Source organism: Stenotrophomonas sp. TD3 (genome assembly GCF_001939825.1).
GTDB lineage: Bacteria > Pseudomonadota > Gammaproteobacteria > Xanthomonadales > Xanthomonadaceae > Stenotrophomonas.
The window spans coordinates 3,022,979-3,049,096 of sequence record NZ_MOYM01000001.1 but is presented as its reverse complement, the minus strand read 5'-3'; the positions used below and the strand labels follow the sequence as shown (position 1 = coordinate 3,049,096).

The window sequence follows — 26,118 nt, the reverse complement described above, 5'->3', positions numbered from 1 at the left end:
GAGTGTTAGGTTCCTCCCGATTCCGCACAGCGGAGTTTCAGATCGGTTTCGACACAGCGATGTGCGGAACCCATACAACTGGATTTGGAGAGAGCCAAATGCATCACTCGTACACCCTGCTTTCGCTGGCAGTGGGCACTGCCCTGGCAGCTGCCTGGGCACCTGCCGCGCACGCACAGACCGACGGCGACAAGACTCCGAGGAACCTCGACCGCATCCAGGTCACCGGCTCGGCCATCCGCAGCGTGGACATCGAAACCCAGCAGCCAATCATCGCCATCACCCGTTCGATGATCGAGCACCAGGGCTTCACCACCATTGCCGACCTGCTGCAGAACCTGACCTCCACCGGCGCACCGGCCATCTCCCGCGCGCGTGCGCTGGCGTCCGGCGAGAACGTCGGCGGCTACTACGCCGACATCCGCAACCTCGGCGCCACCCGCACGCTGGTACTGGTCAACGGCAAGCGGTTGGGGGCAACCACCGGCGGCCTTCAGGACCTGAGCCAGATCCCGATGAGTGCGGTCGAGCGCATCGATGTCCTGAAGGACGGCGCCTCCGCACTGTACGGCTCCGATGCCATCGCCGGCGTGGTCAACATCATCACCCGCAAGGACTACGACGGCCTGGAAGTCTCCGTGCAGCACGGCCAGTTCAGCCAGGGCGACGGCAAGGACAGCACGTTCTCGCTGGTTACCGGCGCACGCGGCGAGCGCGGTGGCTACACGCTGGCCCTGGAGTACCAGAAGTCCGATCCCGTGTTCGCGCGCGACCGTTCGTTCTCGAAGTACGGCGGCGCCGGCCCCGACTATCCCGGCGCGGACTGGAGCAACATCAGCCAGAACGGTTCCTGGTGCGACCCCGCGCTCTACAAGTGCAACACCGGCGATGCCGTGTTCAAGACGCTCAACCGTGGTGGCAACCCGAAGAACCCCAACGACTACCACCCGATCACCCCGGCCGAGTTCGCCAATGGCAACGATCAGATGCACCTGCAGACCGGCATCGAGCGCCGCTCGTTGTTCCTCAGTACCGACTATGCGCTGACCGACCAGATCAAGTTCAGCACCGACATCGGCTACAACGAACGCATCACGGACCAGCAGATCGCAGGTTACCCGTACCAATCCACCAAGTTCGGCACGCCGCTGTCGGCCGGCAGCGTGTTCAACCCGGTTGGCCGCAACGTCGAGTTCAACCGCCGGCTGTGGGAGCTGCCGCGCACTACCGAAAGCAAGCTGAAGTCACTGCGCATCGCCCCCAGCCTGTCCGGCTATTTCGAGCTGGCCACCAAGACTTACGACTGGGAGGTCGGCGCCCTGTTCAACCGCAATGAGGTCATAAAAACAGGCCGTGGCGACATGAGCCTGATCGCTTCCCGGCAGGCATTGGGGGCTTCCTACCTCGATGCCAACGGCGTGGCACGGTGTGGCACGGCGGCATCGCCGGTCTCCGGCTGCCTGGCCTGGAATACTTTGCTGCCATTCGGTGTCGCGGGGGCAGGCTCTCTCTCCGACCCCGAATTGCAGCGCTTCTTGTTCCCCACATTCACCGATACCGGCATCACCAAGACCCGCAGCTACTTCGCCAACATCTCCGGCCCGGTGATCGACCTGCCCGCCGGCGAGCTGTCGGTGGCGCTGGGCTACCAGTACCGCAAGGAAGAAGGGCGCTTCGTGCCAGACGCCTTCGCGCAGTCGCGCCAGAGCACCGCGCTGGGTGCATCGACCACCGCCGGCGACTACAGCCTCAATGAATTCTTCGCCGAAGTGAACGTGCCGGTGCTGCGCGACCTGCCGTTCGCCAAGGAGCTGACCGTGAACCTGGCCACGCGCTACTCCGACTACAGTAATTTCGGCAGCACCACCAACTCCAAGGCGAGCTTTGCCTGGCGCCCGATCGAGGAGCTGATGATCCGCGGCACCTTCGCCGAGGGCTTCCGTGCACCGAGCATTTCAGATCTCTACGGAGGGCTGGGTACCAGCTTCGAGACCTACGTCGATCCCTGTGGCACGGGAGCCACCAACAGCGTCAACGGCAACGCGGCGTGCAGTGCGGCCGGTGTTCCGCTGGGCTACCAGCAGCTGAACCAGAGCCTCAAGCCCTGCGCCAGCTATCCGTGTGCCACCCCCGACGAGTTCACCACCGGCTCCAATCCGAAGCTGCGCCCGGAAGAGTCCAAGAGCAAGACGGTGGGCGTGGTCTGGAGCCCGCGCTGGGTCGACGGGCTGGACATCAACCTGGACTGGTACAGCTACAAGATCACCAACATGATCATCCAGGACAGCGTCGACCGCATCCTGCGTGACTGCTACGTACTGGGCAATGCGCCGCGATGCGGCAGCATCAAGCGCGCGGGTGACGGCCATATAACCAGCATGTTCTATGGCCTGGCCAACCTCGGCGCGATGGAAACCGAAGGTTGGGACCTGGGCATCCGCTACCGGCTGCCGGAGTTCTCGTTCGGTCGTTTCACCCTCGACCTGCAGAACAGCTACGTCTCCAGGTACGACGAGCAGAACCAGAACTCGGCTGGCGAGACGATCATGATGGGCCGCGTCGGCCAGCCGGGCATCTTCCGCCTGCGCTCCAACCTCGGCGTGAACTGGCAGCTGGGCAACTTCACCACCCAGTACACCCTGCGCTACTACGCCGGCATGGTGGAGAGCTGCGTGCCCAATCGCCCCTGCACCCTGCCCGACCGCTATGCCTATGGCGAACCGGATGCGCAGCGCAGGGTGGGTGGCAACGCGTTCCATGACATCCAGGTCAGCTACAAGCTGCCGTGGAACGGCACCGTGGCGCTGGGTTCGAACAACGTGTTCAACCACCAGGGACCGATCATGTTCTCCAAGCCGTCCAGCTCCTTCCCCTACTACGGTGGGTTCGATATCGGCCGCACCGTGTACGTGAAGTACTCGCAGCGCTTCTGACCTGAACGGGCCGTGCGCGTGGCAGGCGGAAGGGGAGTCCGCCGGCCACGCTGCACACTTCCTCCACCCAATCTCCATCGTTCTTCGACGGAATCTCCAAGGTTTCCGGCAACACTGATGTCATGACGGCAAAGGAGCTGGACCGCATGGATCGCCACGCGCACCGATGCTGCATGCCCGTCTCCAGGTTCACTACTGCATGCAATGGTACGGCCCGGTGCGTCAATGCCGGTCAGACCGTTGCTAGGGAAGTACGAGATGACAACGGCAGTTCGCACCGGCCTGGCCGACCTGGTCGCTGACGCGCAGCGCTACCTGCGCAGGGTCCTGCCGGGGCTTGCCTCGGCGGTGCATCCGGTCACGGTGGCACACGCCATTCCGCGCGCGATGACCTCGCGCTACCACATCGCCGAGCTGACCCTGTACGGTGAAACCCCTGCCATGCTCGCCGTGGCCCGCGAGCCGGGCGAGTCCAGCAGCCGCGTCATCCAGGACGTACGCAGCCTGCGCTCGGCAGCAAACGCATTGGTGCTGTATGTCTCGCCCTACCTCACCCCGACACAGCGACGCTTCCTGGTCGAGAACCACATCGACTTCGTGGTGCCGCACGCACAGCTGTTCGCACCGAGCCTGGCCATCGAGTTCCGCGACGCGCCCGACCACGAGAAGAAGGCGATCTCGCTGCTGCCTTCGGCGCAGGCCGTGCTGATCCACGTACTGTTGTCCGGGCAGCCGCGCTGGTGGTCGCCCCGCGAGATCAGTGCCACCGCAGGCTATACCTCGATGACCGCATCGCGGTTGTCCGCCGAGCTGGTCGGGCGCGGCCTGGCCGAACGCTCCACCGGCGGACGCGAACGTTTCCTGCGCCTGGCAGGCGATCGCCGTGATGTCTGGGCCAGGGCGCAACCTTTCCTGCGCTCACCGGTACTGAAAGAAGTCGATGTCTGCTGGAACCTGGTAGGTAGCCTGCTGGCCGATGCGGGCCAGCCAGCGCCGCGTGCAGGTCTGGATGCGCTGGACGCGGACGGCTCGCCCGCGGTGGTGGCCACCCGTGCGCTGCATATCGATGCCTGGCGCGCGCTTGCTGCGCAGCCAGTGGCCGCTCCCGGCTGCGCGCAGCAGGTGCGGTTGCAGATATGGGCCTATCCGCCGGCGTTCACCGGCGTCGGCGCGGTGGTCGACCCGCTGTCGCTGTACCTGAGCCTGCAGGGCAAGCGCGGCCACGACAGCGATGCATTGGACCTGCGGGTCGAACAGGCACTGGCGACCGCGCAGCACGCCTGATCGCCCATTTCAGCCTACGCCTGCGATTCCGCCGTGGCCTGCGTCGCGCGCTTGGCACTGAACTCAGCAAATACCACACCCGACACCGCCAGCAGGCCGCCACCCAGCACCCATCCGCTGAGTGACTCGCCCAGCAGCAGCACCGCCAGTGCGGCCGTCACGATCGGCACCAGGTTGAAGAAGCCCGAAACGCGCGCCGCACCCAACCGCGAAAGACCGGTCATCCAGGTCAGAGGCGCAAGGATCGACGCACACACCGCAGCGAAACCGATACAGCCCACCGCGGTCAGGTTGTTCACCCCAGTGCCGACCAGCAGCTGCACTGGCAGCAGGATCAGCGACGCCGCCGTGGCCTGCAGGAACAGCGACTCCAGCACCGACAGCGGAATCTTCCAGCGCTGCATCAGCACGTTGTAGGCGGCAAATGCCAACGCACCGACCAGCATGATCGCATCGCCGCGGTTCAGCCCGTGCGCGGCCAGCCGTGCCAGATCGCCCTGCGATACCACCGCCACCACACCGACCGTGGAGACCAGCGCACCGACGATGGCGGTGCCACGCACCGGATGGCCCATGAACAGGCGTGACAGCGCCAGCGCGATCAACGGAATCAGCGCCTGGATCACGCCCATGTTGGTGGCCGAGGTGAAGTGCGCCGCATAGTACGCCAGGCACTGGTACATCACCCCGCCCAGGCAGCCCAGCACCAGGAAGCGCCCCAGATTGGCGCGCACGATCGGCAGATGGCCGCGCAGCCGTGGCCATGCGAAGGGCAGCAGGATGATCGCGGCCACCAACCAGCGGAAGAAGCCGATGTCGATGGGACCCACCGAGTCGGAGGCGAGCTTGGTGACAATCGTGTTGGCGCCCCACAGCAGGCAGGCGAGGATCGGGAAGAGATAGTTCACGACGGCAGGTGTACGCAGGGGAACGGCCAGCGTACGCTTGGCGCATATCAAGGACATCCCGAAAATGCGCCAATCCGACCCGGGCTTGCGGCAACCGATGGAGCCCATCCCCACCTTCCGCCAGCTGCCCGGCCCGATCTATTTCCGGCAGGGTGCGATGGAACCCACCGACTGGGGCACGCACAGCCATCCGTGGGGACAATTCAACTTCGTTGCGCAGGGCGTGATGGAAATGAAGATCGAGGGCGAGTGGATGGTGTCCCCGCCGCACTATGCGCTCTGGATTCCGCCTGGCGTGGCCCACTACTCGCGCAACCGCTCGGTGCTGGCCTATCGCTCGGCCTATCTGTCGCCGGCCTTGTCACGCCGGTTGCCTGATCGCTGCCGTGCACTGGAAGTCAGCCCGCTGCTGCGTGAACTGCTGCACGAGCTGGCGCGCCAGGGCGTGACCGATCCGCAATCACCAGCGCAACGCCGCATGGCGGCCGTAGTCATCGACCAGATCGTCAACGCCGACGTGCTGCCCAGCTTCCTTCCGATCGCCAGCAGCGATGCATTGAAGCAGGTGATGGCATACGTGGAGAAACACCTGTCCACGGCCGAATCCGTGGCCGAGATCGCGCAGCGGCATCACATGAGCGTGCGCAAGCTGGAGCGCATGGCGCGCAGTGAACTGGGCATGTCACTCGGCGACTGGCGTGGACGGGTGAAGTTCGTGCGCGCCACCGAGGCACTGTGCACACGCAAGCCGATCGGCCGCATCGCCGAGGAGCTGGGCTATTCAGGCGTCAGCGCGTTTGCCGAAATGTTCAAACGGCACGCGCAGTGCACGCCCGATCAGTATCGGAAGCAGCATCGGGCCGGGTAGAGGTGGCGTCAGGCGTCATCTTGCCTGGCAGCGGCCTTCTGGCGCGCATACCAAGGCGCCAGCGCCAGCCGTTCAATGCCCAGCAGAATGCCCATGAACAGAAGCACCGCGGGTAGCCAGTAGAACAGGAACACCGCCACCTGAAAGTCCCAGGTGTTCACGTACTGATCGGGGTTCGGCGGACCCGCCAGGGCAGCCTTCGCATTCACGTAGAACCACGATGAGGCCAAGATCACCGCGATCAGCAGTTGCGCCGAGGCCAGCATCCAGAAGGGTGGTAAACGAGAATGACCGCGCATGGCATCCTGCCGGTGAAGGAAGCTGGCAATTGTAGGCGTGACCTGCACACGGGCACAGACTCGAGTGTCGAATTCCCGCCCCGTTGTTCGTCGGAACAGGAAAAGCAGGCCCCTCTTCCTGCAGGAGCGCTCCAATGCCCCCGATCCTCACCGCCTTCGCGACTTCCCCCGACCGCGGCCAGGGCCTGGCCCGCGACATGCGCGTGCGCTGGGCGCTGGAGGAACTGTCCGTAGCCTATGACGTGCAACTGCTCAGCTTCGCCGAGCTGAAGCAGCGCGCGCACCTGGCACGGAATCCGTTCGGGCAGATTCCCACCTGGCAGGAGGGCGACCGGACTCTGTTCGAATCCGGCGCCATCGTGCTGCATCTGGCTGAACAGCATCGCGGCCTGCTCCCCAGCGACCCGGACGCCCGCATGCGCGCGATCATGTGGCTGTTCGCTGCACTGAACACGGTAGAGCCCCCCATCGTCGAGCGCTCCATGGCCTGGGTGCTGGAGCGCGAGCAGCCGTGGTACGCGCAACGGCTGCCGATGCTCGATGAGCGGGTCCGGACGCGGCTGACGCAGCTGTCGACGTGGCTGGCCAGGACCACGTGGCTGGACGGCGAATTCAGCGTGGGCGACCTGATGATGGTCTCGGTACTGCTGCGCCTGAAGAGCAGTGGCCTGCTCGGCGAACACCCGCTGGTGGTCGCCTATGTGGGCCGTGCAACACAGCGCCCCGCCTACCAGCGTGCGTTTGCTGCACAGCTTGCGATATTCCGGAACACCTAGCGCTGCGCTTCCTCCCTGGTAACAAGGGGCCCGCAATCACGCAGGCCCCATGCGTTACTTCAATCGACGCAATCTCCAGTTCAGGTAGCCCCGCCAGCCAAAGGGAGCACTAAAAAGCGCAACTGCGCCGCACGCCAGCAGCCCGTTGAACATCCAAGGGGTCAGCTCCGGGGAACCTGCCGACATGGATGGAAACACGAACCCGCATAGCAGTGCTCCCACAAAGGAAGTACCGAATATGACAGTGGAACCCAAGCCTGGTGAAACTCGCATCGATCTATTCCTCATCAGTTCCGGTTGCAGGTCACCTTGACCTCGGTCAGCCTGATCGTGCTGGTGCAGGTGACAGACTGATTGCCCGCCCCGGTCACCGGGACACCGATGTTATTGAGCGCATTGACGAAGCTTCCCATATCGGTGGCATTCCCGTTTGGGAACTCGAAGCGATGCGTAACGCCGCCTCGCCCCTCGCTCAACTGTGTAACGCTAAGCGGAATGGAGTTACCGAACCTGTCCTTGTAAAGGAGGGCGTTCGGCTCCCAGCGACGGTTGATCATGCTGTAGTTGTAGGAAGCCGTAGACCCGTCAGCATAGCGGATCTTCTGCGGCGCCCAGACATCGATGCCAAGCGAGTACGCGCCGGAAGCCAGGTAGATGTAAGTCTCGAAACGCTGCCCCAGATGCTGGCTGACCGCATCCCTTCTCTGCGGATTCTGAATGTCATCGTACACATTGGTCGGGTAGCCGGGCTCAGACAGGCTGATCACCGATTGAGCGACTATGCGCTTGAACTGAAGATAGTTGATCGCCGGTTGCTCGACCGGGAGCTCGTCGATGATGACGAAGGGTTCGCAATCCATCGCCCCTGGTTCCATTTTGTCGCAACGGATGCCGCCTTCACGATCACGCATGACGCTGAACTTTCGTGCCATGTTGCCCGATGGATTCAGTATGTAGAGAATCCTGTGCGACGGCATGCTCATGCCATGCGCGAACGACTCCGCCATTCCCTGCATCTGCGGGTAACTGCAACCATCGCAGTCACGAGCCACGACCTGCTGGGCATGCGCTTCGCTTGCTCCACCCAACCACGCCGTCGCGATCAAAGCCGACGCACCAATCCATGTAGCCACGTTCTTTCCTGCCACCGCTTCATTTCCCTGAAATCAAGTGAGTTCAGACAAAGTACGTGAAATTTCACAAATATGAAAGACAGCTCATGAGCATCGCGCTACACGCGATGTCACTACCGCTTTGAAGGACTGAGAGCGCTTGCCATACCCGGCACTTCTCCCGCAGCGACGACACTGTCAGTGCAATCTGCGCCGGCATACCGCCTGCACCAGCATCAGCTGTGCCACCAGGATCAGCATCGCGCAACCTGACAGCAGCCAGGGATCGATGTACCACTGTGCATTGAAGCTGAAGTCGCCGGCGGAAATGCGCTTCCAGCCGTTGAAGTGCTGCATCGCCGCGACCACGAACGCGAAGCCACCTGCGGTGTACGACAACCAGGGCACGATGAGACCGCCCGGGCGCGCGAACAGCGTCAGCAGACCCAGCACGCCGATGACCGTGCGCTGCACGCGGCAGTACGGGCAGACGTAGGCCATACCGCTCCATTCCACCGCCCAGGCCAGCACGCTGACCAGCACCGCAGCGCCTGCCGCGAAATAGAGGACTCTGGGCGAGACCATCATGCTGCCATCGTGTGCCATCCCGCGCTCCTTCGTTCAAAGACCCCGGCAGGGTAGCAGCGTGGCAGGCTCAATCCTTCTTGAAGACCGTGCGCTTGCCGATCGGACTGCTCTTGCGCGCCGTGGGCCGGGCCAGGCCGGGAATCAGGAAGTCGGTGACCTTGTGGCCCTTCTGGACCTTGGAGGCCAGCCAGCGCGGCATGCGCCCGCGGCCGGACCAGGTCAGTCGCTTGTACTCCGGATCACGGTATTTGGCGGCTACTTTCCCGGTTCTGCGCCGTGCCGGTTTCCGCCTGGGTGCGTCCGCTTCGATTGCCTCTCCACCGAACAGCTCTTCGAGGGTATACCCCGCTTCGGCCGCGGCGGCCTTCAGCATCCGCCGCACCGCGCTGGCAGGACGGCGGTTGGAAATCAGCTGCTTCCGCTGTTCAGCGGCAACCACCAGGGCGCCCAGCTCCCGCAGGCTGAGCGATTCAATATCGATCGTCATGCTGGAAAGGTCTACTGCCGCGCGTCGCCTGTCAAGGCGGCCTGCCCCCGCGTAGACACGGGCTTCACTGCCGGTGGGCTCCGATCGCCTTCGTCGGCCATCCCCGAGGACATCCCTGTGAGCACCTCATCGCATTCGCTCGCCTACCTGCTTGCACGCGTCCTGCTGATGGCGCTGTTCCTGGTGTCCGGGCTGGGCAAGCTCGGCGATCTCAGTGGCACCCAGGCCTACATGGAAGCGATGGGCGTGCCCGGCATCCTGCTGTGGCCGACCATCGCCTTCGAGATCGGCAGTGGCCTGTGCATCCTGCTGGGCTTCCAGACCCGGCTGGTGTCGGTCGTGCTGGTGGGTTTCAGCCTGGTCACGGCTTTCATCTTCCACCACAACCTCGCCGACCAGACCCAGCAGATCATGTTCCTGAAGAACCTGGGGCTGGCCGGTGGGTTCCTGCTGCTGGCCTGCACCGGGGCCGGACGCTACAGCATCGACGGGCGCGGTCGGCGCGTGCAGCGGTAACGGAGACGGCACGGCAGGCATTGCCCGGTGCCGTCTTCGCGCGCAGGGCGACGCGCACGCATCAGCGCAGGAGGAGCTCAGGCCTGCGCACGCCGCCGGATCCGGAAGTGATCCCGATACGCTGAAGGGGACATGCCAACGATGCCCTGGAATGCCTTGCGGAAGGATCCCACGTCGTCGTATCCCAGCGACGCCGCTATCCGGGCAACGGGAAGATCCCCGAGCTGTAGCGCATCCCTCGCCTTGGCCATCCTGACCTGGCGGATGTAGTCAGCCGGATTGAATCCGGTGGCCTTCTGGAAGCGCCGGATGAAGGTTCTTTCGGTGAGATGCGCGCGCCCGGCCAAGGCGATCACGGTGTGGCGCTGTCCCGGCTCCGAAAGGATGAAGCGCTGGACGGCCAGCACCGCCGTATCATCATGATCAAGCCTTGGCAGGAATCCCTGCAGTGGCCGCTGGTCCTGCCGGATCCCATCGCTGAGCATGAAGCGCGCCGTTGCCAGCATCACACTGGAGCCCATCGTGCGATCGACGATCAACAGACCGAGATCATTCCAGGCCAGGATCGCGCCAGACGTAATGACGTCACCATCATCGATGACAACGTTCTCGGTCGTCACCTGCACGTCGGGGTACGTGCTGGCCAGCAACCCCGCGAATGCCCAATGCGTGGTGACCCGTCGTCGCGCAAGCAGGCCGGTCTGGGCAAGTACGAAGGCGCCTGCACAGACCGAACACATGATCGCGCCACGCGAATGGAGCTGCTTGAGCCACTGAGCCTCGCGTGGCATCGCGGACATGCGTTCGGGCATCGCAACGCTGGGTGGTGAGATCACGAACGCGGGAGCATTCACATCGCCGGGATCACTGTCCCAGCAGCATTCCATACGCCCCGATGCCGGGTTCAACTGCCAGTGTGTCACCCGGATGAAACACCGCCGGTCATCTTCGTGAGGATACGTGGCCCATTCATTCGCGATCCGGAACAGATCGGTCAGGCCGTGGATCGCCGCCATCTGGCAATCGGGATAGATCAGCAGAGCGACTTCGATCCGCTTGTCAGTTTCGATACCCATGAATGTCACCTCCGCCGATTTCAATGGATACAGCGCTACCTAGAATGGATTCGGACGGAGTGATGGCCGCCTCAGGATAGAAGGAAATGCGCGCCTGAGGCCACTCCACGACCCGCACTGACAGCGTCCTTCCTCCTGCGCCGATGCAAGGTCGCCGGCATGCAGGACGCCCCCCCGACTCACAACAGCGAGGAACCCTGAAATGGCTACGGTTACCACGAAAGATGGCGTCGAAATCTTCTACAAGGACTGGGGTCCGCGTGACGCCAAGGTCATTCATTTCCATCATGGCTGGCCGCTTACCTCCGACGACTGGGACGCGCAGATGCTGTTCTTCGTCAACAAGGGCTACCGCGTGGTCGCGCACGATCGCCGCGGGCACGGACGGTCCAGCCAGGTGTGGGATGGCCACGACATGGATCACTACGCGGACGATGTTGCCGCCGTGGTCGAGAAGCTGGGCACCCACGGTGCGATGCATGTCGGCCATTCCACCGGTGGTGGCCAGGTGGTTCGCTACATCGCCCGCCACGGCGAGAGGAATGTGTCCAAAGCGGTGCTGATCAGTTCGGTGCCGCCGCTGATGGTCAAGACCGCCGCAAACCCGCAGGGCACGCCCAAGGAGGTCTTCGACGACTTCCAGGCGCAGCTGGCGGCCAACCGTGCGCAGTTCTACCACGACGTGCCGGCAGGCCCCTTCTATGGCTTCAACCGCCCCGGTGCGGAGCCCTCGGACGCGGTAATCTGGAACTGGTGGCGACAGGGCATGCAGGGCTCGGCGAAGGCGCACTACGATGGCATCGTTGCCTTCTCGCAGACCGATTTCACCGAAGACCTGAAGGGCATTTCCATCCCTGTGCTGGTGATCCATGGCGACGATGACCAGGTGGTCCCGTATGCCGACTCCGGTGTTCTTTCCGCGAAGCTGGTACAGAACGGCAGGCTGATCACCTACGAAGGTGCACCGCATGGCATTCCGACCACGCACGCGGACCGGATCAACGCCGACCTGCTGGCATTCCTGGAAAGCTGATCATGAAGGAACCGGGAAGTGCTTCAGGCACTTCCCGGACAGGGATGGCGAGAGCGGCTGTCACACACACCGGCCCTCCCATTTCTGGAACCAGGTCAGTCCCTACGCAGCTTCAACATAGGGTGCTACTGCAACGGCCAGCACGTCGATTCCCCACATCGACCCGGCGATGTCGTCTGGCCCGCTCTTCTTGAAGCGCGACCAATCCGCCCTGGCCAGTTTCCCCACCAGCAGTTGATCTGCCGGCAGGCGATGCATCGCCCAATAGGGAAACTGCCGCGAAGACACGCGACCTCGCGCCAGCTCAACGATGTCGGTGTGACTCGTCGACTGCATCACACGCTCGTAGACACTCGCAACGCCGTCTTCAGGCCCTTCGAAGTACTGCACGAATCGATCACCGTCGTGCAGCAGGACACCGGTAACCCCGGCCATCCTGTTGAACCTGGCGGCATCTGCTACCAACGACTCCAAACGTTCCGCGGAGAGATCCGCGGCAACCTGACTTGCGTAAACAACAGCCCGAAGGGGCATGGCCTCTGCCTTGAAATATGTGCCGGGTAGGCACCTGCCGGCACTCTAGCACCGGCGCCACGTGCAGGTCGGGACGTGCATTCTTAACTCTTCAGAATTCGATCGAGCGCTCTTCGTGCCATGCGACCGGCAAAACAGCATGATGGGCGCCCTACGGATTCAGGGGTTTCGTTCATCTTCATGCGTGACATCGGACAGTTCTACGTAATCAGCGTCGAGGGAGTGACGCGGGCGGACGGCACCCTGCTGCAGGTCACCCGGATCGATTGCTCCTGCATCAAGTGTTCCTGGCAGTTCAGGGCCATTCCCAACCATGGCCTGGTCGATCTCGACGGTGCGGCGGCCCTCAGCTGCCCAACCTGCGGCAATCACCAGTCAGTCAGCCGCGCACGGCTTGAAGAGCTCAACCGACGCAACGACGAATAGCCTGCACTTCAACCATCCATCAACGCGGCACCGACACGACCGATACCTGGTTGGCTCTATCGTTCGTCAACAGGCACCATCCCGGCATTCCCATGAGTCATACCGGCATTTTTCAGATCACCGATCTCACCTACACGGCTGGAGAGCAAGGCACGCTGGCCCGCGCACTGCAGATCGTCGCCACCTGCACCGCGTGCGGATCCACGAGCATCTGGGGCGAGCATGAGATGGAACACGTTGCCGGTGGAACCGTGCTCTCATGCCGCACCTGTGGTGTCCGCCAGGCCATCAGCAACGCGCGCCTTTCGATCTGCCCATCCGACATCCCCCATCCGCGCCGCTGACGGACACGCGGCTCGTATTGCGCAGCGAACCGGCAGAAGCAGACGTTCACTCGGCTTTTACAACGCGTCGCCGCTCCGGGCCAGGAAGCCCCCGCGCGCATCTACCTGCATCCAAGGGCCGCGCCAGCGCGTATGTAGGATGCCCGCGCCTTGCGGGCATCCCACAGAGGAACGCGCCGTGAAAGCTCTTCAGCGGATCGCCGCCACACTAAGCTTCGCCGTACTCGTTTCAGCCACTTCAGCCAGCTTCGCCGCAAACACCGTGATGGTCGGCGGAGCGGAGATGTATCCCACCAGGACCATCGTCCAGAACGCCATCAACTCCAAGGACCACACGACCCTGGTTGCAGCGGTCAAGGCCGCGGGCCTGGTCGATACACTCAATGGAGCCGGCCCGTTCACCGTGTTCGCGCCCACCAATGCGGCCTTCAACAAGCTGCCCGCAGGTACGGTCGATACGCTGGTGAAGCCTGAAAACAAAGCACAACTGACCAAGATCCTGACCTACCACGTAGTGCCGGGCAACTACAGTTCCGCGCAGCTGATGGCCGATGCCAGGAAGCACGGTGGCAAGGCCATGCTGAAGACCGTTGAAGGTGAATCCCTCACCGTCGCACTGCATGACGGCAAGCTGTGGGTCATCGATGCCAAGGGCGGCAAGGCGGGAATCAGCATTGCCGACGTCGGCCAGTCCAATGGCGTGATCCACGTGATCGACACCGTGTTGATGCCGAAGTAGTTGCATGCAGCAGGACGTCCACATGAGCGGCAGTCGCATGGCGGCTGCCGCTGTCAGGACAATCGGTGACATGGCCAGGCACCGGCTATGAGTGCCTGCGAACAGGATTGTTGACCGCGATGGTGGGCCCACCAGGATTCGAACCTGGAACCAAGGGATTATGAGGCCTCTATAGGGCTTCCACGCGCTTCCACAGGCGTCCCAGTTTTAAGCTAAGTCGTTGATTTTCTCAGGCTGTGCGACCACCTGCGCCCATCATCGTCCACCTCTTTCCACGGACAAACGGTCACCGAGCGGTCACCAATGGGCGCATCAAAGGGAATGCTTACAGCGAAGGGACTGGCCGCACTGCCGGTCGGCGAATGGGCCTCAGATCCGGCGCCGCGCGGCGCGGGCTGCCTGGACGTGCGCAAGCTGGCCGGCGGGCAGCTGCGGTTCTACTACAGGTACACGAAGTCCAACGGGCAGCGCGACCGTCTGCTGATCGGCACCGGCCTTGCGCTGACCGCGGCACGCGAAGCGGCGGCGGCGTTGTCACGACGGTATCAGGCCGGCGAACGGGATCTGCGCGACGCGATCGCGGCCGAGGCGGCGGCCGCGGACCGCGCGAAGGCTGAGGCCCTGGCCGAATCGACACGCCGATCCGGTGCAACGCTGGGCGCTCTGATGACAGCCTATGTCCAGAGCTTGGAGGACGCTGGCAAGGTCTCTGCCGCCGCGACGCGCGCTTCCATCAGGCGCCACATCGAGGATCCGTGGCCTGCCCTCTGGGCGCGCCCGGCGTCCGAGCTTGAGCTGGATGACCTGCTTCCGATCCTGTCGCGACTGGTGCGCGCCAAGAAGCTGCGCGAGGGCGGCAAGATACGGTCCTATCTGCGTGCGGCCTATGCAGCAGCGATCGCAGCGAAGCAGGACGCGGCTGCCCCTGACGCTCTGCGCGTGCTCAACGTTTCCAGAAACCCGGCGCGCGACCTGGCCACACTCGACAGCGGTCAGCCGCGCGACCGGGTTCTGTCGTTGGCCGAGCTTCGTGCCTACTGGCGCCGGATTGAGGCGATGCCCGGGAGGGAGGGCGCCCTGGTACGCTTCCACCTGCTGACCGGCGGGCAGCGCATTGCACAGCTGATGCGGCTGAAGTGGTCAGATCACGATCACGATACGGACACCGGCACCGGATCCGTCCGCTTGCTCGACATCAAGGGGCGTCGCCGCGTGCCCCGCGTGCACCTGGTGCCACTGCTCCCACTGATGGCCGCGGATCTCGCCGTCTTGCGCGGCGATGATGACAGTGACGGCGACGGCGCCGGGCCGCACCTGTTCTCGCTTACCGGTGGAAAGGCGCCGGCCACCTATGACGAGTTCCGAGGAATCATGGATCCGGTGGTGGCCAGCATGGTGGCCGCAGGCGAGCTGACATCGCCGTTCACGCCGGGCGACCTACGACGCACGGTGGAGACTCGGCTCGCTGCGCTGGGCCTGTCGGAAGAAGTCCGTGGCCACCTGCAGTCCCACGGCCTGAGTGGCGTCCAGAAGCGGCATTACAACTTCTTCGAGTACGACGCGGAGAAGCGCGCTGCGGTGGAGGCCCTGTACGAATTGCTTACCGGCGCCGGTGCGACGGTGGTGCCGATGCGCAAAGGCCTGAGCCGCTAGAACGGCAGGTCCTCGGGTAGATCCAGGCCTGCCAGGCGGCCTGCGGCGCGTTGATGACTGCTGGCCGTAGCGCGCAGCCGTTGCGCGCTCTGCCGGCGGCGCGCGCGGCAACGCCAATTTCCAGAGGTATCTCGTTCGAGGTCCGACGCCTGCCGCAGCTTGGCCGCAGCCTTGGCCTCCAGCGAGGCCGGATACTTCTGCGAGTCCGCCATCGGTGCAGTATGCTCGCGCGGGGTCGCAGAAGCAGCGACTATTCCAAAAAAGCGCGCCATCGTTTGATTGCGATGAACTAGAGCGCCACTTCGCGATCTACCCACCAAAGTGCATCAGCGGCTTCTCTTTCCAAGACCTCTTGGTGGACGCCTCACTGAATCCTTCTTTCCGGACTGTTGTGCCGCAACCAAATGATCGATGCCAACTGCAGCCAAGGCCGCATCCTCAGGCGATTCTTGTTTAGGCTCCGCAACCATCAACCTATACCGCCCACGGCCCGGACGCATCTTCGACGTCTCTACCTCTACCACTTCGACCCCTGGGATTTCATTACCAAGCTCAGGATGCTTAGCAAGCAGTCCCATGAGGTGACCTACGGCAGGAACGGGCACAGCTTGTCCTGTTTCATAGCGACTGAAGGCGTTATGTCCGCCCCCCGTCAATAGACCCGCAGCTTCCTGTGTAAGCCAGAGACTTCTACGGGCGGCTTTGAGCTTCTTCGCCTCTTCATGTCTAGCATGCAGCACCAAGGCATCGCCAGCATTTGCGAAGCGCTCTCCACTTTCAGGGTCCATGATCACTTCGCCGCAGGCAGCGCAAACCGTGCCACTTAGCCCTGCAACCTCGACGCGGTAACCACCAGGGGCCTCAAGGGGAAGGGTAATTTGCTCGAAACGCACCCATTCATTTTTCGCCCCACACATCGAGCACTGATCGGCCTCAACTTGAGGTACGTTGAACGCCTTGAACAGTTCGGCAATGTGAGCTTCGTTGGTCATGGTATTCACCTGTTGTTGCCGTGGATCAAAGAAGAGGTTTGAAGCTGATCACCACACACTTCTGCGGGTGCATTGGGCTTAGCTTGACGTAGGCCTTCACACCGCTGGGTACCGGTACGCGATACACGTCCTGCCACATGCCCGGGCGCTTCAACGCTTCCATAGACTTGTAGAACATCCCCCCGTCCATAGAGGCAATCACTGCGAGCGCGTCTTTACGGGTGAGCCCCAAGGCCACAAGCCCTGAGGTGGTAGCGGGGTTTAGGGCGTCTGTGCCAATCGCCTCACAGACTGCTTGGAATAGAGCCAAGGCATAGTGGGGAACGTTCTTTTCTTGCACCCCTTGGTGCGTCGTCCACGAGTACGAACCGTCGGCGTTCAGCACAGCATGTGCTGGTGGGGAGATCGGCATGGAGGACTCTCCTAGTACGGTCCGTTCCTTGGCTACGACCACCAAAATACCCCCATAAGGGTAAAAAATCAATGAGCCGGGTGTAGACCATTCATCAGCGGGAGAACGGTCAGAGTCACCAGAGGGGCGTGAAATTTAGTAATCTTACTAATATGTCTCGACACGTGAGACGTGCCGCTCCCAAAGTACGCCCATGCAGTCCCTCTCCTACCCCCACACGCTGGCCCGCCCCATCGGCCCGGCCATGATCGATGGCCCGGCGCAGTTCGTGCCCCTTGCCGCAGCGCGCGCGCGGCTTGGCTTCCCTTCGCCGGCCGACGACTTCATGGACGATGCAATCGACCTGCATCGCCTGCTGGTGCGCAACCCCGCCGCCACATTCCTGTACCGCGCCGATGGCTGGTCCATGAGCGGCGCCGGCGTCAGCGACGGGGACATCCTGGTGGTCGACCGGTCGGTAACGCCCCAAGCGGGCGACCTGGTCATTGCCATCTGGGACGGGAACCAGCCCACATGCAAGGTGCTGCAGCTGTTTGAAAGCCACATGGAGCTGCACTCGGCCAATCCGGACTTCCCACCCATAGTGCTGGAGCAATCCACCGAGGTGGAAGTGTTCGCCGTCGTGGGAGTCGTCCGCCAGATCAAACGCCGGAGCGGCCGTGTTCGGGCTCGTTGACGGCAACAACTTCTATGCCAGCTGCGAGCGCGTGTTCCAGCCGGGACTTCGCGGCGTTCCGCTGGTGGTGCTGAGCAACAACGACGGCTGCGCGATCGCGCGCTCGGCAGAGGCTAAGGCGCTCGGCATCAAGATGGGGCAGCCCGCTCACGAACTGAAGCACCTGGTGCGCCGGCATGGCCTGCAGATGCGCTCGGCCAACTTCGGGCTCTATGGAGACATGAGCGCCCGGGTCGTGAGCGTTCTACGGGAGGCCGCGCCGCGGGTGGAGGTCTACAGCATCGATGAGAGCTTCATCGACCTGGACGGAATTCGGGATCGCGAGCGGTTCGCCCGGGATCTACGCCAACGCGTGCACCGGTGGACCGGCATACCGAATTGCATCGGTATTGGCCCCACGAAGACCTTGGCCAAATTGGCCAACAAGGTGGCCAAGGGTGCTGACGGTGTGATCGACCTCGGCAATGCGGCTTACCGGGACACGGTGCTGCGGACATTCCCCGTCGGGGATCTATGGGGCGTCGGGCGCCGGCTGGCACCGCGGCTGGAATCCATGGGCATCAGCACCGCCGCGGCACTACGCGACGCGCCGGCGGACGACATCCTGGCCACCTTCGGTGTCACGTTGGCACGCACCCAGCGCGAGCTTCAGGGACACGCGTGCATGGAGCTGGAGGAAGTTGAGCCGGATCGGCAGCAGATTATGGTGAGCCGGTCCTTTGCGGATCGGGTGGAAGACCATGATGCAGTGGCTCAGGCGCTGGCTACCTTCGCCATCAGGGCCTGCGAGAAGCTCCGCGCGCGCGGCTTGGTTGCCGCTGGCGTCTGGGTGTTCGCGCAGTCCGACGTGTTTCGGCCCGAGCTGCGGCAGCACAATGCCAGCAGGACCGTGGGCCTGCCCGCGTCGACGGCGGACACAACCGTCGTGTTGGGCGTAGTGCGCAAGCTGCTGCGCGGCCTGCTCCGCGACGGGATCGGATACAAGAAGGCAGGCGTGGCGTTGCTCGACCTGGCCCGGCCGGATGAGCTGCAGGCGGATCTCTTCGGACCGACTGTAGTCGGCAATGACATGCTGATGGCCACCATGGACCGTATTAATCAGAAGTTCGGGCGCGGGACAGCCGGCCTTGGCGCATCTGGTTGGCAGGCGAAGCCTGCCTGGGGCATGCGGCAACACATGCTTTCGCCGAACTACACGACCTCTGTGCACGAGATCCCGCCGGTGCGATGCTGATGCACCAGCTGCAGGCCGCCGTATTGCCTGGAGGCTGCGGCCGCCGGGTGGCGGCCGCAGCTTTGCCCATCAGATCAGATGGTCCAGGTGAGACAGAACGCTCTCCTTCCACTTCAGCTGCTGCACGTCGGTGCCGGAGAGCTGCTTCTTGTGGACCTGCAACAGGACTCCGAAAGCTGCGCCAGCGGGAGTAACGCACCACTGACCATCGCGCTTCGTCTGCAGACCACGCCCTTCCAGCAGCTTGTTGAACTTCTGGGCAGAGATGCCACGCCGGCGGCCAAGTTCCGTTGGCGTGAAGCAACGGACACCGTCAACGACGATCGCCACCGGAGCTGCCTTGTTCCAGGCTTCGGGGAAAGATGCGTCAGGCAAATTTGCCGCATTAAGCAGCTTCCCGGTCGGGAACGTAAAGGAAACGCCGTCAACATTCAGCATCCTGCCGAGCGTGAGACGGGGGAAAACGGGTACAACCTGCTTACCATTCTTCATGGCGGTGATCTCGTTCAATGCAGAGCATGAACCACAGCAAGTTGACGTTCGCTAGCAAGGCGCTATGATCGCCGACAGCCGTTAGGGAATCCTAACTGCCTTGCATACACCGCTAGTAACGGTGAATGTAAGTTGCCGTAGTACACGTACTGCGGTTAGTGACGTAGGTGGCCTGAGGATCTCTTCGCCGGGACCTCGGGCCATCTTTTTTTGCCGGATCAGTACCTTGTAAACCGCGCCAAGGCGTGCTGGCTTCCGACAGCCCGCAAGATAGTGGGGGTAATGGGGTCCGTCAACGCCAAATGTAGTGAAATTTGGCAATCCCTTGTGCCGCAAGGGTTTTGCGATCGGCCCCCGGTACCCCTCCGATAGGACGCTTCAGACCTGCCGGAACGGCTTGCGCAGTCAAGACCAAATCATGTATGGGCGGTGGTACAACGCTCCGCGAAAACGGAACGATGACAGCTTCGGCTGACAGTGGCTTCGCGTCTTCGGATACCTGGAACCTAGGCCAGATCAGGCAGCGATTCTGTGCTCGTAGAACGGGTGCCGCTTGTCGTCGAAGATCCGGTAGAACGCGGCTAGGTCGGCCGCGTTCGGGTTGAGCCAGGCGTCCACGTGTTCGGGCTTGATGTTGATGATGGTTCGGTCGTGGCCGGCGGCGGCCACTTCAGGCTCGGGGTCGTCGGTGATGGCCGCAAAGGACAGTAGGTCCGGCTCCTTGCCGGCCGGGTCCTTCCAGTGCGACCACAGGCAGGCCACCAGCATCGGCTCACCGGTGCGCGGCGTGAACTGCACCACCTGGTTCTTCCCATCCGGCCCCTCGACGTTCTCGTAGAACGTGTCCACCACCATCAGGCCGTGGGTGTGGCCGAACGCCGGTGCCCAGAACTTCTCCAGGCTATCGCGGCGGGCGTTGTAGGTGCCCGGAAAGCGCTGATCGTAGTTGGCTGGCTTCCCGGCCAGGCGGCACTGGTAGCGCATGGGCTTGATGACCAGCTTGCCGCCCTCGGAGACGATCACCGGGGCATACACGCCGGGGAAGATGCGGCTATCTCGGTCCTTCGACTCGGTGCGCTTCAGGTCTGCCAGCTTGGCCAGGGCCCGATCGATCTTGTTGCCTGCTATCCGTACGTCCTCACGGGCCTTCTTCGTCTCCTTCACCTGCAGCGCGCGCTCGGCATCGGCCAGGCGCTTGCGGTTGGCGAAGAGCTCCTGCTCCAGTACCGCGGTCTCGGCCCGATTCCACTGCTCCACCTCGGCCCACACCGCCAGCTCCGCCGGGCTCGCCCCGGCCCGGAAGGCGTCGTCCATCGCCTTCGGGGTCTTGGGCCGCTTCTTGCCCGGGTCGTGGGCGTAGAGGGCGGCGAACTCCTGCAGCGACAGAGTGGCACCGGTCATGCGGACCAGCTTCTGGTATGCAGCGGTGATCTGGGCGGAGTAGCACATGGGTGCCATCTGGCCGCAGCGCGCGTTGCGGCGGCGTGAGGGCCACCCTCAGCCGAAGCCCAGCGGGACCTCGGTCAGGTCCACGATGAAGATCGTGGCGTTCTGCGGCCCCATCGTCACGCTGCCCACCGGGAAGGTGTTGGTGATCAGGGTCTGCGAGAACGTCTCATGCTTCGACATGAAGATTCTATTGTCGCTGGTCATGTGGAAAGCGTCGGCGTAGGCGGTACACCGGTCTTGGGATACCGATGAGTAGTAGAACCTAGGAGATGGGATAGCGATGCCGATCTTCGTGCCCGGGAAAAACTGGCCGACCTCAACGACCGGGGTATTCACCGGCGGCGGTGGGAGCGGCACAACCTGCAGCACGCGCAATCCCTTCCGCCTCGAGTCGTAGAAAACTGATCCATCCTCTCCGCGCAGGCGCAGCCCAACCGGTCCGGAAGCAGCGCGCTCGGTGGCGTCGAACGTGTAGTACTCCAATGTCTTGTTCGGAGCATTGTTCGCTGCAAACACGTAACTAGTAATACCCGACTGGACAATAGAGAACCCAGTGATGAACGCGACACTATCGTTGATGTACCTGACCACATGAAGTTTCGTTGTTCCGGCTGTTCTCTCTAGAAGCCCATAGTTGGACGAAGATGCAAACGGTGGTGAACCCCCGGTTGAGCTGCCCTGAAAGGAACCCGTATTGAGGGTTCCCGACTTAGCCAACTGTAGGTTTCGATAGCCAGCACCGATCTGGATTTGCCCGGTCCCTTGGTTGCGCACGCGTAATCCAACGGCCATCAGCTGTAGATCCCATAGTGAAGGGTGATGCCGCCAACGGTTTCCGTTGTGGGCTTACTCGGGAACATTTCCATCCTGACGTGGTAGTTCACCACGTCAGGATCCCAGCTCCAGGTAATGCTGTTCCCCGAGATGGTCACCGATGGAACCAACATGCCGTACACCGATCGCTGGTTCTCGCAGGTGAAGTAGTAGAAGGGCTCGCCACCAGAAAAGTCATTGACGACGAGCCCTCCATTCGCTTCGGGCGGAGCCACCCATTTATTGTTGGAGTTGACCGGGTTGTAGAGCGGGAACGTGTACGACCCGATGATCTTGGTAAGGCGTGTGGTGACCGTGGTTTCCACATACCCGCTCTCGCTCCGCACGCGCAGCCCTATGTCGACCATTACTGCAGCACTCCAAGCTCCACGGCGAGATTGCCGTTCGGATATCGGATATAGATGCCCTGGTTGGTGATGTTCAGCCGATACCCGCCAGCAACACTGCCGTTGAACTCGAATCCGCCTCCAGCGGCCTTGTTGATCCGCCAGCCAGTCTGTCCAGGCGAATAGTCGTCGGACTGGATGGTGCCGCTGATCTTCGCGTTGGTGATGGCCGCATCGGCGATATGCGCGCTTGTGATCCACGCCGTACCAATCAGCGCCTGGCTGATGAAGGTCTGGCCGCCCTGAATTACGAAGGGCGTGGTCACCTGGCCGTTCACCAGGTTGATTAGCGCCAAGCGGTCGGCCTGGAACAGGATCTGGCTCTGGTAGCTGCCATCGGGCTGATTCTCGATGCCGATACCCATGCCGGCGGCGTAGTACTGCCCGTTGGCTGCGATCTGCATCTTCAGGCTGTACGAGACGCTGATCTTGCCGTCCAGATCGACCAGCGCCTGGGAGGTTTCCTGCACCATCGCCTGCGTATCGTCCACGCGGGCCTCGACGGTGTCGGTCCGCTTGGCGGCCGCGTAGTCTGCCGACGCGGAAACAGCCTGGATGCTCCACGACCCCGCATAGGAGGTCGTATCACCGGCGCCCCAGTCACCATCACCTGCGCCCTGCACTTCGACCTGAGCGAAGATGCCGTCGATCTTCTGACCTTGCGCCGTGACCTTACCGTCCAGCTCGCTGATATCCATCTCGACCTGGTTCATGCGCCCAACCAGCGCACCGGACTCTGCAATTGCATCGCCCACGTTGGTCCACTTCGTGCCCGGCGGCCGCTCGTTCCCGTTTCCCGGACCATTCCACATCCAGATCCGACCGTTGTAGACCACGGTCTGCTTGGGCTCGTAGGTGGCCCCTTCGGTCCAGATCAATGGCACCAACCCACTGGTGCTTTCGATCTTCGCCAGCAAGTCTTGGCCCAGCGAACTCTCCACGATCTTGCCGCGGAAGTACTCTTCGTACTCGCTCAGGTCGGTGCTGGCCTGCCCCATGACACCCGCACCGGCCGGATACCACGGCCCGATGTTGCCACTCTTGTCCACCAGCCTGCCCCAGAAGTAGAACTTGGCGCCGGCGGACAGCCCATCAAGCTGATAGCGGTTCTGCGGGTACGCAAAGTCCGCGAACTTCGTGGCGCTGGCACGGTCCGGCCCGGTGCTGCGCCAGATCTCGGTTCGCTCGGTGTCGGTGGCCCCGGGCGGGAAACCCCACGCCAGCTGGATACCGAACACCACCGGGGTGGCGGTCAGCGAGGTCAGCGCCGGCGGCGGCTCCGTCTTGCCCTTGATGTCGGTCAGCATGCTCAGCGTCGGCTGCGAGACCGCGTTGAGCGCATTCACCGCCCGCACCCTGGCCAGATACTGGCCGGCATAGATACCCCGCACCTCGCAGCTGGTGGTCCCTACCCTGCCCGCGCGCACCCAGTTCAGGTCGTCCCGGCGCCACTCCACGTCGTAGGCAATCGCCTTGTCGGCAGCGTCCCACTCGATGGTCAGCACCGGCGTCGCAATGCCCTGGTCGATCACCACATGGGACGACATGCGCACATTGGTCGGCGGAGGCTGCACGCTGGGTGGAATAACGCTGATCGGCGGCGGCTCCAGGCGGGTGCCGTCATCGATCGCAGCGAACTTGTCCGGGCGATGCTGCAGCGCTGTGATGCGGTAGGTGAGCCCCTCCTCCTCGGCGATGCCCAGTACCCGGAATTGCTGCAGCACCAGGTCGGTCGACTCGGTAGCCCAGATCGACTGTGCCACCGGCACCGCGCTCCAAGGCGCCGAGACGGTCACCACACGCGTGGCCGGGTTGACCCCGTTGATGGTCCGCGCCTCGGTCTTGCCGCTCGGCAGGGTCGCCCGCAGGCGGTCACCCACAGCCATTGTCGGTGGCACCACGTCCAGCGTTAGGCTGTTGGCCGTTGCCGCGCTGATGCGTCCGGAGTTCCGGCGCCCAGCGCGGTTGGCATCGGCCACCTGGATCACGTCACCGGGCATGCAGTTCAACGCGTCCAGGCCCACGGCGAAGGTGACCGTCTCCGTCTCCAGGTTCTCGCTGTAGAGGATGTGGTTGCCCACCCGCTGCGCCTGCGACTTCGAATGGCAGCCCAGCGCCGTGACCTCGATCTGGTTCACGCCATAGCGGGCGATGCCTTCGCGCAGCTGCACCGGCTCGACTTTCTGCCGACCGAAGTCGTCCGGGTCGGTCCAAGACACCAGAGCCACGGTGTGACGGGCTTTCCGGCCGCTACCCTCGTAGCTGAAGCGCCCCTCGACCACATTGGCCTGGCTGTAGGTGTAGACCGGGTCCTTCGGCATGTCCGCCGATGCCATGACCTGCCCGGCGGCATAGAAGCTGATGCCACGGAACATGCTGGCCATGTCCTGCAGCACCTTGTAGGCGTCGGCCCGGGTCTGCAGGTACAAGCTGCAAGTGAAGCGCGGCTCCATCCCGCCCATGCCATCGCTGACCAGCTGATCGCAGTACTGCGCGATCTCATACAGTCGCCACTTGTTCACCCAATCCAGCGGCAGGCGATTACCCAGGCCGAACCGGTCGTTGGTGACAATGTCGAAGAATACCCAGGCCGGGTTGTTGGTCCATGCCGACTTGAAGGTTCCGTCCCAAATGCCGCTGTAAGCCCGCGTGCGTGGATCGTAGTTGCTCGGCACCCGGATGATGCGCCCCCAGATCTGGTAGGCGCGCGACGGGACGTTCTGGAAGGCGCTGGCGTCGACCTGCACCGCAGCCAGCCCGCAGTTTGGATACCGCAACTTGGCGTCGATGATCTCGGTCAACGATAGGATGTTCACCGTGTCGGCGATGGTGGAGCTGTTCGCGTTCGGAGTCAGGCGGCGGATGCGCACCTGCCACTGCGTACCGGCCGGAAGATCGATGCGATGGCTCCGCTGGTACTCGCTGGTCGTCTTGCCCCGAAAAGCATTGGTCAGCACGGTGCTGAAGGCACCACCGTTCACCGACAGATCGATCGCATACTCGATGGCATAGCCTTCGGTGTCGCCGTTTTCCGTGTTCAGCCGCTGCAACGCCGGCAAACCGAAGCGAATGCGCGCTGCCGACAGATCCGCACCAGAGATCGTGCGAACCACAGGGGCATTGCTGCGCAGCTCGACGCCGACCGTGACCTCGTTCTCGACCGAAGGGAACCCGGCGATGTACTCCTGGTCCTGCGTGCCCGCGCGCGTCTCCACGCGCACGCCAGCGAAGTTCAGGGTGCCGCCGCTGTTCTGGATTGGCACCTGGTTGAGGTAGACGGACTGGTTACCAGCGACCAGGCCACGGATCTCGCCCTCACTGATCAGGTCCAGGATCTTCGCGCAAGAGATCGAGTGCAGGCTGTCGGGGGTCTCGACGGGCGTTCGAGCATTGCCGCTGCCCTTGCCACCGGCGCCGGCAATGACCAGCGGCGAGCAGGCGCGCGCCAGCTGCGTCGGCTGATACTTGATGGCTACGTTCACTGCTGATCCTCTGCGTAGATGGCGCCGCTGATAACCGCCGAGCCCACGAACATTCCTTTGGTGTCGTGGCCACCGTAGGCGACAGGCACGGGATTACCCTGGGCCTGCGTGTTGACGGCGCCATTCATGCTGTAACTCGGGGTGTTCTCGGGGCTGTCCTTCGCGCCAAGCCCAGTAGGTTGTGGAGAGAGCATCTGCACGATGCCGCCGGCGGCCATGGCCACACCCAGCTTGATGAGGGGAACGCCCACAGGGGTGTAATAGAGGATCGCCCCCACAACGATCAGCACCGCACCGACGATGGTCTGTAGCGCACCAGCGCGCTTGGCTCCCTTCAGCACCGGGGCGATCCGGATGTCGTCAGTGCCAGGCGGATCGTGCAGCTGCTCCTTGGACAGGTTCTGGCGCCCGACAAACACGGCGAACTCCATTCCCTTGGCCTTGGCGCCCATGAGGTACTGCTGGAAGCCCGGCAGCAGCACACACAGCGCGCGCACGGCCTCGGCCGGGTTGCTGACGGCCAGGCGGAACTTGCGCCCGAAGCGAGCGCCCAGGACGCCGTACAAGCGGATGGTGCGCATGCGC

The 26,118-nt window shown here is 63.2% G+C and carries 28 protein-coding genes; 12 read left to right on the top strand and 16 right to left on the bottom strand.

Translation table 11 applies throughout. The features are described 5' to 3' along the window. Nucleotides 1-98 precede the first annotated feature (98 nt). Both BKE09_RS14245 and BKE09_RS14240 read left to right on the top strand, forming a co-directional pair. Nucleotides 99-2,933 (top strand): TonB-dependent receptor, encoded by a 2,835-nt coding sequence (locus BKE09_RS14245; RefSeq protein WP_075676155.1) that lies wholly within the window; start codon nucleotides 99-101, stop codon nucleotides 2,931-2,933. 258 nt (nucleotides 2,934-3,191) lie between these two features. After that, nucleotides 3,192-4,217: a hypothetical protein gene (locus tag BKE09_RS14240; protein ID WP_075676154.1), complete on the top strand. Its 1,026-nt coding sequence runs from the start codon at nucleotides 3,192-3,194 to the stop codon at nucleotides 4,215-4,217. Nucleotides 4,218-4,231: 14 nt separating this feature from the next. On the opposite strand, the gene BKE09_RS14235 is transcribed toward BKE09_RS14240, so the two are convergent. Continuing rightward, nucleotides 4,232-5,182, bottom strand: a complete 951-nt coding sequence (locus BKE09_RS14235) for a DMT family transporter (protein ID WP_170871751.1) — start codon at nucleotides 5,180-5,182, stop codon at nucleotides 4,232-4,234. 7 nt (nucleotides 5,183-5,189) lie between these two features. On the opposite strand from BKE09_RS14235, the gene BKE09_RS14230 reads away from it, so the two are divergent. After that, a complete protein-coding gene (locus BKE09_RS14230) occupies nucleotides 5,190-5,993 on the top strand; it encodes a helix-turn-helix transcriptional regulator (RefSeq protein WP_075676152.1) in 804 nt (267 codons plus the stop codon). An 8-nt stretch (nucleotides 5,994-6,001) separates the two neighbouring features. Here BKE09_RS14230 and BKE09_RS14225 read toward each other — a convergent pair whose 3' ends face one another. Next, complete coding sequence (locus tag BKE09_RS14225; protein WP_014038610.1) at nucleotides 6,002-6,292, bottom strand: hypothetical protein; 291 nt, start codon at nucleotides 6,290-6,292, stop codon at nucleotides 6,002-6,004. Between the two features lie 134 nt (nucleotides 6,293-6,426). Here BKE09_RS14225 and BKE09_RS14220 point away from each other — a divergent pair, with 134 nt between their 5' ends. Beyond that, nucleotides 6,427-7,068 carry a glutathione S-transferase family protein gene (locus tag BKE09_RS14220; protein ID WP_075676151.1) on the top strand — a complete coding sequence of 214 codons (642 nt, stop codon included), beginning with the start codon at nucleotides 6,427-6,429 and terminating at the stop codon, nucleotides 7,066-7,068. A 287-nt stretch (nucleotides 7,069-7,355) separates the two neighbouring features. Here BKE09_RS14220 and BKE09_RS14215 read toward each other — a convergent pair whose 3' ends face one another. The 3 genes from BKE09_RS14215 to BKE09_RS14205 form a co-directional block, all read right to left on the bottom strand. Continuing rightward, nucleotides 7,356-8,201, bottom strand: a complete 846-nt coding sequence (locus tag BKE09_RS14215; protein ID WP_139319661.1) for a hypothetical protein — start codon at nucleotides 8,199-8,201, stop codon at nucleotides 7,356-7,358. A gap of 177 nt (nucleotides 8,202-8,378) precedes the next feature. Beyond that, nucleotides 8,379-8,786 (bottom strand): hypothetical protein, encoded by a 408-nt coding sequence (locus BKE09_RS14210; RefSeq protein ID WP_014038613.1) that lies wholly within the window; start codon nucleotides 8,784-8,786, stop codon nucleotides 8,379-8,381. Nucleotides 8,787-8,835: 49 nt separating this feature from the next. Next, nucleotides 8,836-9,255: an H-NS histone family protein gene (locus BKE09_RS14205; RefSeq protein ID WP_075676150.1), complete on the bottom strand. Its 420-nt coding sequence runs from the start codon at nucleotides 9,253-9,255 to the stop codon at nucleotides 8,836-8,838. Nucleotides 9,256-9,372: 117 nt separating this feature from the next. Here BKE09_RS14205 and BKE09_RS14200 point away from each other — a divergent pair, with 117 nt between their 5' ends. Continuing rightward, entirely contained in the window at nucleotides 9,373-9,771 is a 399-nt protein-coding gene (locus BKE09_RS14200) for a DoxX family protein (protein WP_075676149.1), read from the top strand. A 77-nt stretch (nucleotides 9,772-9,848) separates the two neighbouring features. Here the strand turns inward: BKE09_RS14200 and BKE09_RS14195 are convergent, their stop codons facing one another. Beyond that, nucleotides 9,849-10,847 carry a helix-turn-helix domain-containing protein gene (locus BKE09_RS14195; protein WP_139319660.1) on the bottom strand — a complete coding sequence of 333 codons (999 nt, stop codon included), beginning with the start codon at nucleotides 10,845-10,847 and terminating at the stop codon, nucleotides 9,849-9,851. Between the two features lie 202 nt (nucleotides 10,848-11,049). Here BKE09_RS14195 and BKE09_RS14190 point away from each other — a divergent pair, with 202 nt between their 5' ends. Continuing rightward, on the top strand, nucleotides 11,050-11,880 hold the full coding sequence (locus tag BKE09_RS14190; RefSeq protein WP_075676147.1) for an alpha/beta hydrolase: 831 nt from the start codon (nucleotides 11,050-11,052) through the stop codon (nucleotides 11,878-11,880). A gap of 102 nt (nucleotides 11,881-11,982) precedes the next feature. Here BKE09_RS14190 and BKE09_RS14185 read toward each other — a convergent pair whose 3' ends face one another. Further along, a complete protein-coding gene (locus BKE09_RS14185; RefSeq protein ID WP_075676146.1) occupies nucleotides 11,983-12,414 on the bottom strand; it encodes a BLUF domain-containing protein in 432 nt (143 codons plus the stop codon). Nucleotides 12,415-12,594: 180 nt separating this feature from the next. Here BKE09_RS14185 and BKE09_RS14180 point away from each other — a divergent pair, with 180 nt between their 5' ends. From BKE09_RS14180 to BKE09_RS14165, 4 genes are all read left to right on the top strand, one after another. Beyond that, entirely contained in the window at nucleotides 12,595-12,840 is a 246-nt protein-coding gene (locus BKE09_RS14180; RefSeq protein ID WP_030002866.1) for a hypothetical protein, read from the top strand. 92 nt (nucleotides 12,841-12,932) lie between these two features. Further along, nucleotides 12,933-13,184 carry a hypothetical protein gene (locus BKE09_RS14175; RefSeq protein WP_075676145.1) on the top strand — a complete coding sequence of 84 codons (252 nt, stop codon included), beginning with the start codon at nucleotides 12,933-12,935 and terminating at the stop codon, nucleotides 13,182-13,184. Nucleotides 13,185-13,449: 265 nt separating this feature from the next. Continuing rightward, nucleotides 13,450-13,923: a fasciclin domain-containing protein gene (locus tag BKE09_RS14170; protein ID WP_233490881.1), complete on the top strand. Its 474-nt coding sequence runs from the start codon at nucleotides 13,450-13,452 to the stop codon at nucleotides 13,921-13,923. Between the two features lie 321 nt (nucleotides 13,924-14,244). Continuing rightward, nucleotides 14,245-15,576, top strand: a complete 1,332-nt coding sequence (locus tag BKE09_RS14165; RefSeq protein ID WP_075676143.1) for a hypothetical protein — start codon at nucleotides 14,245-14,247, stop codon at nucleotides 15,574-15,576. On the opposite strand, the gene BKE09_RS23345 is transcribed toward BKE09_RS14165, so the two are convergent. The 3 genes from BKE09_RS23345 to BKE09_RS14155 form a co-directional block, all read right to left on the bottom strand. Further along, entirely contained in the window at nucleotides 15,573-15,788 is a 216-nt protein-coding gene (locus BKE09_RS23345; protein ID WP_139319659.1) for a hypothetical protein, read from the bottom strand. The genes BKE09_RS14165 and BKE09_RS23345 overlap by 4 nt on opposite strands. A gap of 114 nt (nucleotides 15,789-15,902) precedes the next feature. Then, nucleotides 15,903-16,568, bottom strand: coding sequence for a type II TA system antitoxin MqsA family protein (locus BKE09_RS14160; RefSeq protein ID WP_075676142.1), 666 nt, complete (start codon nucleotides 16,566-16,568; stop codon nucleotides 15,903-15,905). Nucleotides 16,569-16,593: 25 nt separating this feature from the next. After that, nucleotides 16,594-16,980 carry a type II toxin-antitoxin system MqsR family toxin gene (locus BKE09_RS14155; protein ID WP_075676141.1) on the bottom strand — a complete coding sequence of 129 codons (387 nt, stop codon included), beginning with the start codon at nucleotides 16,978-16,980 and terminating at the stop codon, nucleotides 16,594-16,596. Between the two features lie 193 nt (nucleotides 16,981-17,173). Here BKE09_RS14155 and umuD point away from each other — a divergent pair, with 193 nt between their 5' ends. Both umuD and BKE09_RS14145 read left to right on the top strand, forming a co-directional pair. Further along, nucleotides 17,174-17,656 carry a translesion error-prone DNA polymerase V autoproteolytic subunit gene (gene umuD / locus BKE09_RS14150; protein ID WP_075676140.1) on the top strand — a complete coding sequence of 161 codons (483 nt, stop codon included), beginning with the start codon at nucleotides 17,174-17,176 and terminating at the stop codon, nucleotides 17,654-17,656. Beyond that, nucleotides 17,640-18,890, top strand: a complete 1,251-nt coding sequence (locus BKE09_RS14145) for a Y-family DNA polymerase (RefSeq protein WP_075676139.1) — start codon at nucleotides 17,640-17,642, stop codon at nucleotides 18,888-18,890. The genes umuD and BKE09_RS14145 overlap by 17 nt, the downstream gene beginning before the upstream one ends. Before the next feature lie 69 nt (nucleotides 18,891-18,959). Here the strand turns inward: BKE09_RS14145 and BKE09_RS14140 are convergent, their stop codons facing one another. From BKE09_RS14140 to BKE09_RS14115, 6 genes are all read right to left on the bottom strand, one after another. Further along, nucleotides 18,960-19,400 (bottom strand): hypothetical protein, encoded by a 441-nt coding sequence (locus tag BKE09_RS14140; RefSeq protein ID WP_139319658.1) that lies wholly within the window; start codon nucleotides 19,398-19,400, stop codon nucleotides 18,960-18,962. 498 nt (nucleotides 19,401-19,898) lie between these two features. Next, a complete protein-coding gene (locus BKE09_RS14135) occupies nucleotides 19,899-20,831 on the bottom strand; it encodes an SOS response-associated peptidase family protein (RefSeq protein ID WP_075676137.1) in 933 nt (310 codons plus the stop codon). Nucleotides 20,832-20,879: 48 nt separating this feature from the next. Then, on the bottom strand, nucleotides 20,880-21,011 hold the full coding sequence (locus tag BKE09_RS23850; RefSeq protein ID WP_276204764.1) for a hypothetical protein: 132 nt from the start codon (nucleotides 21,009-21,011) through the stop codon (nucleotides 20,880-20,882). Between the two features lie 611 nt (nucleotides 21,012-21,622). Continuing rightward, a complete protein-coding gene (locus BKE09_RS14125; protein ID WP_075676135.1) occupies nucleotides 21,623-22,012 on the bottom strand; it encodes a hypothetical protein in 390 nt (129 codons plus the stop codon). Next, nucleotides 22,012-25,533: a phage tail protein gene (locus tag BKE09_RS14120; protein ID WP_083663099.1), complete on the bottom strand. Its 3,522-nt coding sequence runs from the start codon at nucleotides 25,531-25,533 to the stop codon at nucleotides 22,012-22,014. The genes BKE09_RS14125 and BKE09_RS14120 overlap by 1 nt, the downstream gene beginning before the upstream one ends. Next, nucleotides 25,530-26,114: a tail assembly protein gene (locus BKE09_RS14115; RefSeq protein ID WP_240502917.1), complete on the bottom strand. Its 585-nt coding sequence runs from the start codon at nucleotides 26,112-26,114 to the stop codon at nucleotides 25,530-25,532. Before BKE09_RS14115 ends, BKE09_RS14120 begins: the two co-directional genes overlap by 4 nt. Nucleotides 26,115-26,118 lie beyond the last annotated feature (4 nt).

What these genes read in the sequence shown, in the direction of transcription:
- BKE09_RS14245 (WP_075676155.1), top strand. Translation starts at nt 99, where the DNA reads ATGCATCACTCGTACACCCTGCTTTCGCTGGCAGTGGGCACTGCCCTG.
- BKE09_RS14240 (WP_075676154.1), top strand. Translation starts at nt 3,192, where the DNA reads ATGACAACGGCAGTTCGCACCGGCCTGGCCGACCTGGTCGCTGACGCG.
- BKE09_RS14235 (WP_170871751.1), bottom strand. Translation starts at nt 5,182, where the DNA reads ATGTCCTTGATATGCGCCAAGCGTACGCTGGCCGTTCCCCTGCGTACA.
- BKE09_RS14230 (WP_075676152.1), top strand. Translation starts at nt 5,190, where the DNA reads ATGCGCCAATCCGACCCGGGCTTGCGGCAACCGATGGAGCCCATCCCC.
- BKE09_RS14225 (WP_014038610.1), bottom strand. Translation starts at nt 6,292, where the DNA reads ATGCGCGGTCATTCTCGTTTACCACCCTTCTGGATGCTGGCCTCGGCG.
- BKE09_RS14220 (WP_075676151.1), top strand. Translation starts at nt 6,427, where the DNA reads ATGCCCCCGATCCTCACCGCCTTCGCGACTTCCCCCGACCGCGGCCAG.
- BKE09_RS14210 (WP_014038613.1), bottom strand. Translation starts at nt 8,786, where the DNA reads ATGGCACACGATGGCAGCATGATGGTCTCGCCCAGAGTCCTCTATTTC.
- BKE09_RS14205 (WP_075676150.1), bottom strand. Translation starts at nt 9,255, where the DNA reads ATGACGATCGATATTGAATCGCTCAGCCTGCGGGAGCTGGGCGCCCTG.
- BKE09_RS14195 (WP_139319660.1), bottom strand. Translation starts at nt 10,847, where the DNA reads ATGGGTATCGAAACTGACAAGCGGATCGAAGTCGCTCTGCTGATCTAT.
- BKE09_RS14190 (WP_075676147.1), top strand. Translation starts at nt 11,050, where the DNA reads ATGGCTACGGTTACCACGAAAGATGGCGTCGAAATCTTCTACAAGGAC.
- BKE09_RS14185 (WP_075676146.1), bottom strand. Translation starts at nt 12,414, where the DNA reads ATGCCCCTTCGGGCTGTTGTTTACGCAAGTCAGGTTGCCGCGGATCTC.
- BKE09_RS14180 (WP_030002866.1), top strand. Translation starts at nt 12,595, where the DNA reads ATGCGTGACATCGGACAGTTCTACGTAATCAGCGTCGAGGGAGTGACG.
- BKE09_RS14175 (WP_075676145.1), top strand. Translation starts at nt 12,933, where the DNA reads ATGAGTCATACCGGCATTTTTCAGATCACCGATCTCACCTACACGGCT.
- BKE09_RS14170 (WP_233490881.1), top strand. Translation starts at nt 13,450, where the DNA reads ATGGTCGGCGGAGCGGAGATGTATCCCACCAGGACCATCGTCCAGAAC.
- BKE09_RS14165 (WP_075676143.1), top strand. Translation starts at nt 14,245, where the DNA reads ATGCTTACAGCGAAGGGACTGGCCGCACTGCCGGTCGGCGAATGGGCC.
- BKE09_RS23345 (WP_139319659.1), bottom strand. Translation starts at nt 15,788, where the DNA reads ATGGCGGACTCGCAGAAGTATCCGGCCTCGCTGGAGGCCAAGGCTGCG.
- BKE09_RS14160 (WP_075676142.1), bottom strand. Translation starts at nt 16,568, where the DNA reads ATGACCAACGAAGCTCACATTGCCGAACTGTTCAAGGCGTTCAACGTA.
- BKE09_RS14155 (WP_075676141.1), bottom strand. Translation starts at nt 16,980, where the DNA reads ATGCCGATCTCCCCACCAGCACATGCTGTGCTGAACGCCGACGGTTCG.
- umuD (WP_075676140.1), top strand. Translation starts at nt 17,174, where the DNA reads ATGCAGTCCCTCTCCTACCCCCACACGCTGGCCCGCCCCATCGGCCCG.
- BKE09_RS14135 (WP_075676137.1), bottom strand. Translation starts at nt 20,831, where the DNA reads ATGTGCTACTCCGCCCAGATCACCGCTGCATACCAGAAGCTGGTCCGC.
- BKE09_RS23850 (WP_276204764.1), bottom strand. Translation starts at nt 21,011, where the DNA reads ATGTCGAAGCATGAGACGTTCTCGCAGACCCTGATCACCAACACCTTC.
- BKE09_RS14125 (WP_075676135.1), bottom strand. Translation starts at nt 22,012, where the DNA reads ATGGTCGACATAGGGCTGCGCGTGCGGAGCGAGAGCGGGTATGTGGAA.
- BKE09_RS14115 (WP_240502917.1), bottom strand. Translation starts at nt 26,114, where the DNA reads ATGCGCACCATCCGCTTGTACGGCGTCCTGGGCGCTCGCTTCGGGCGC.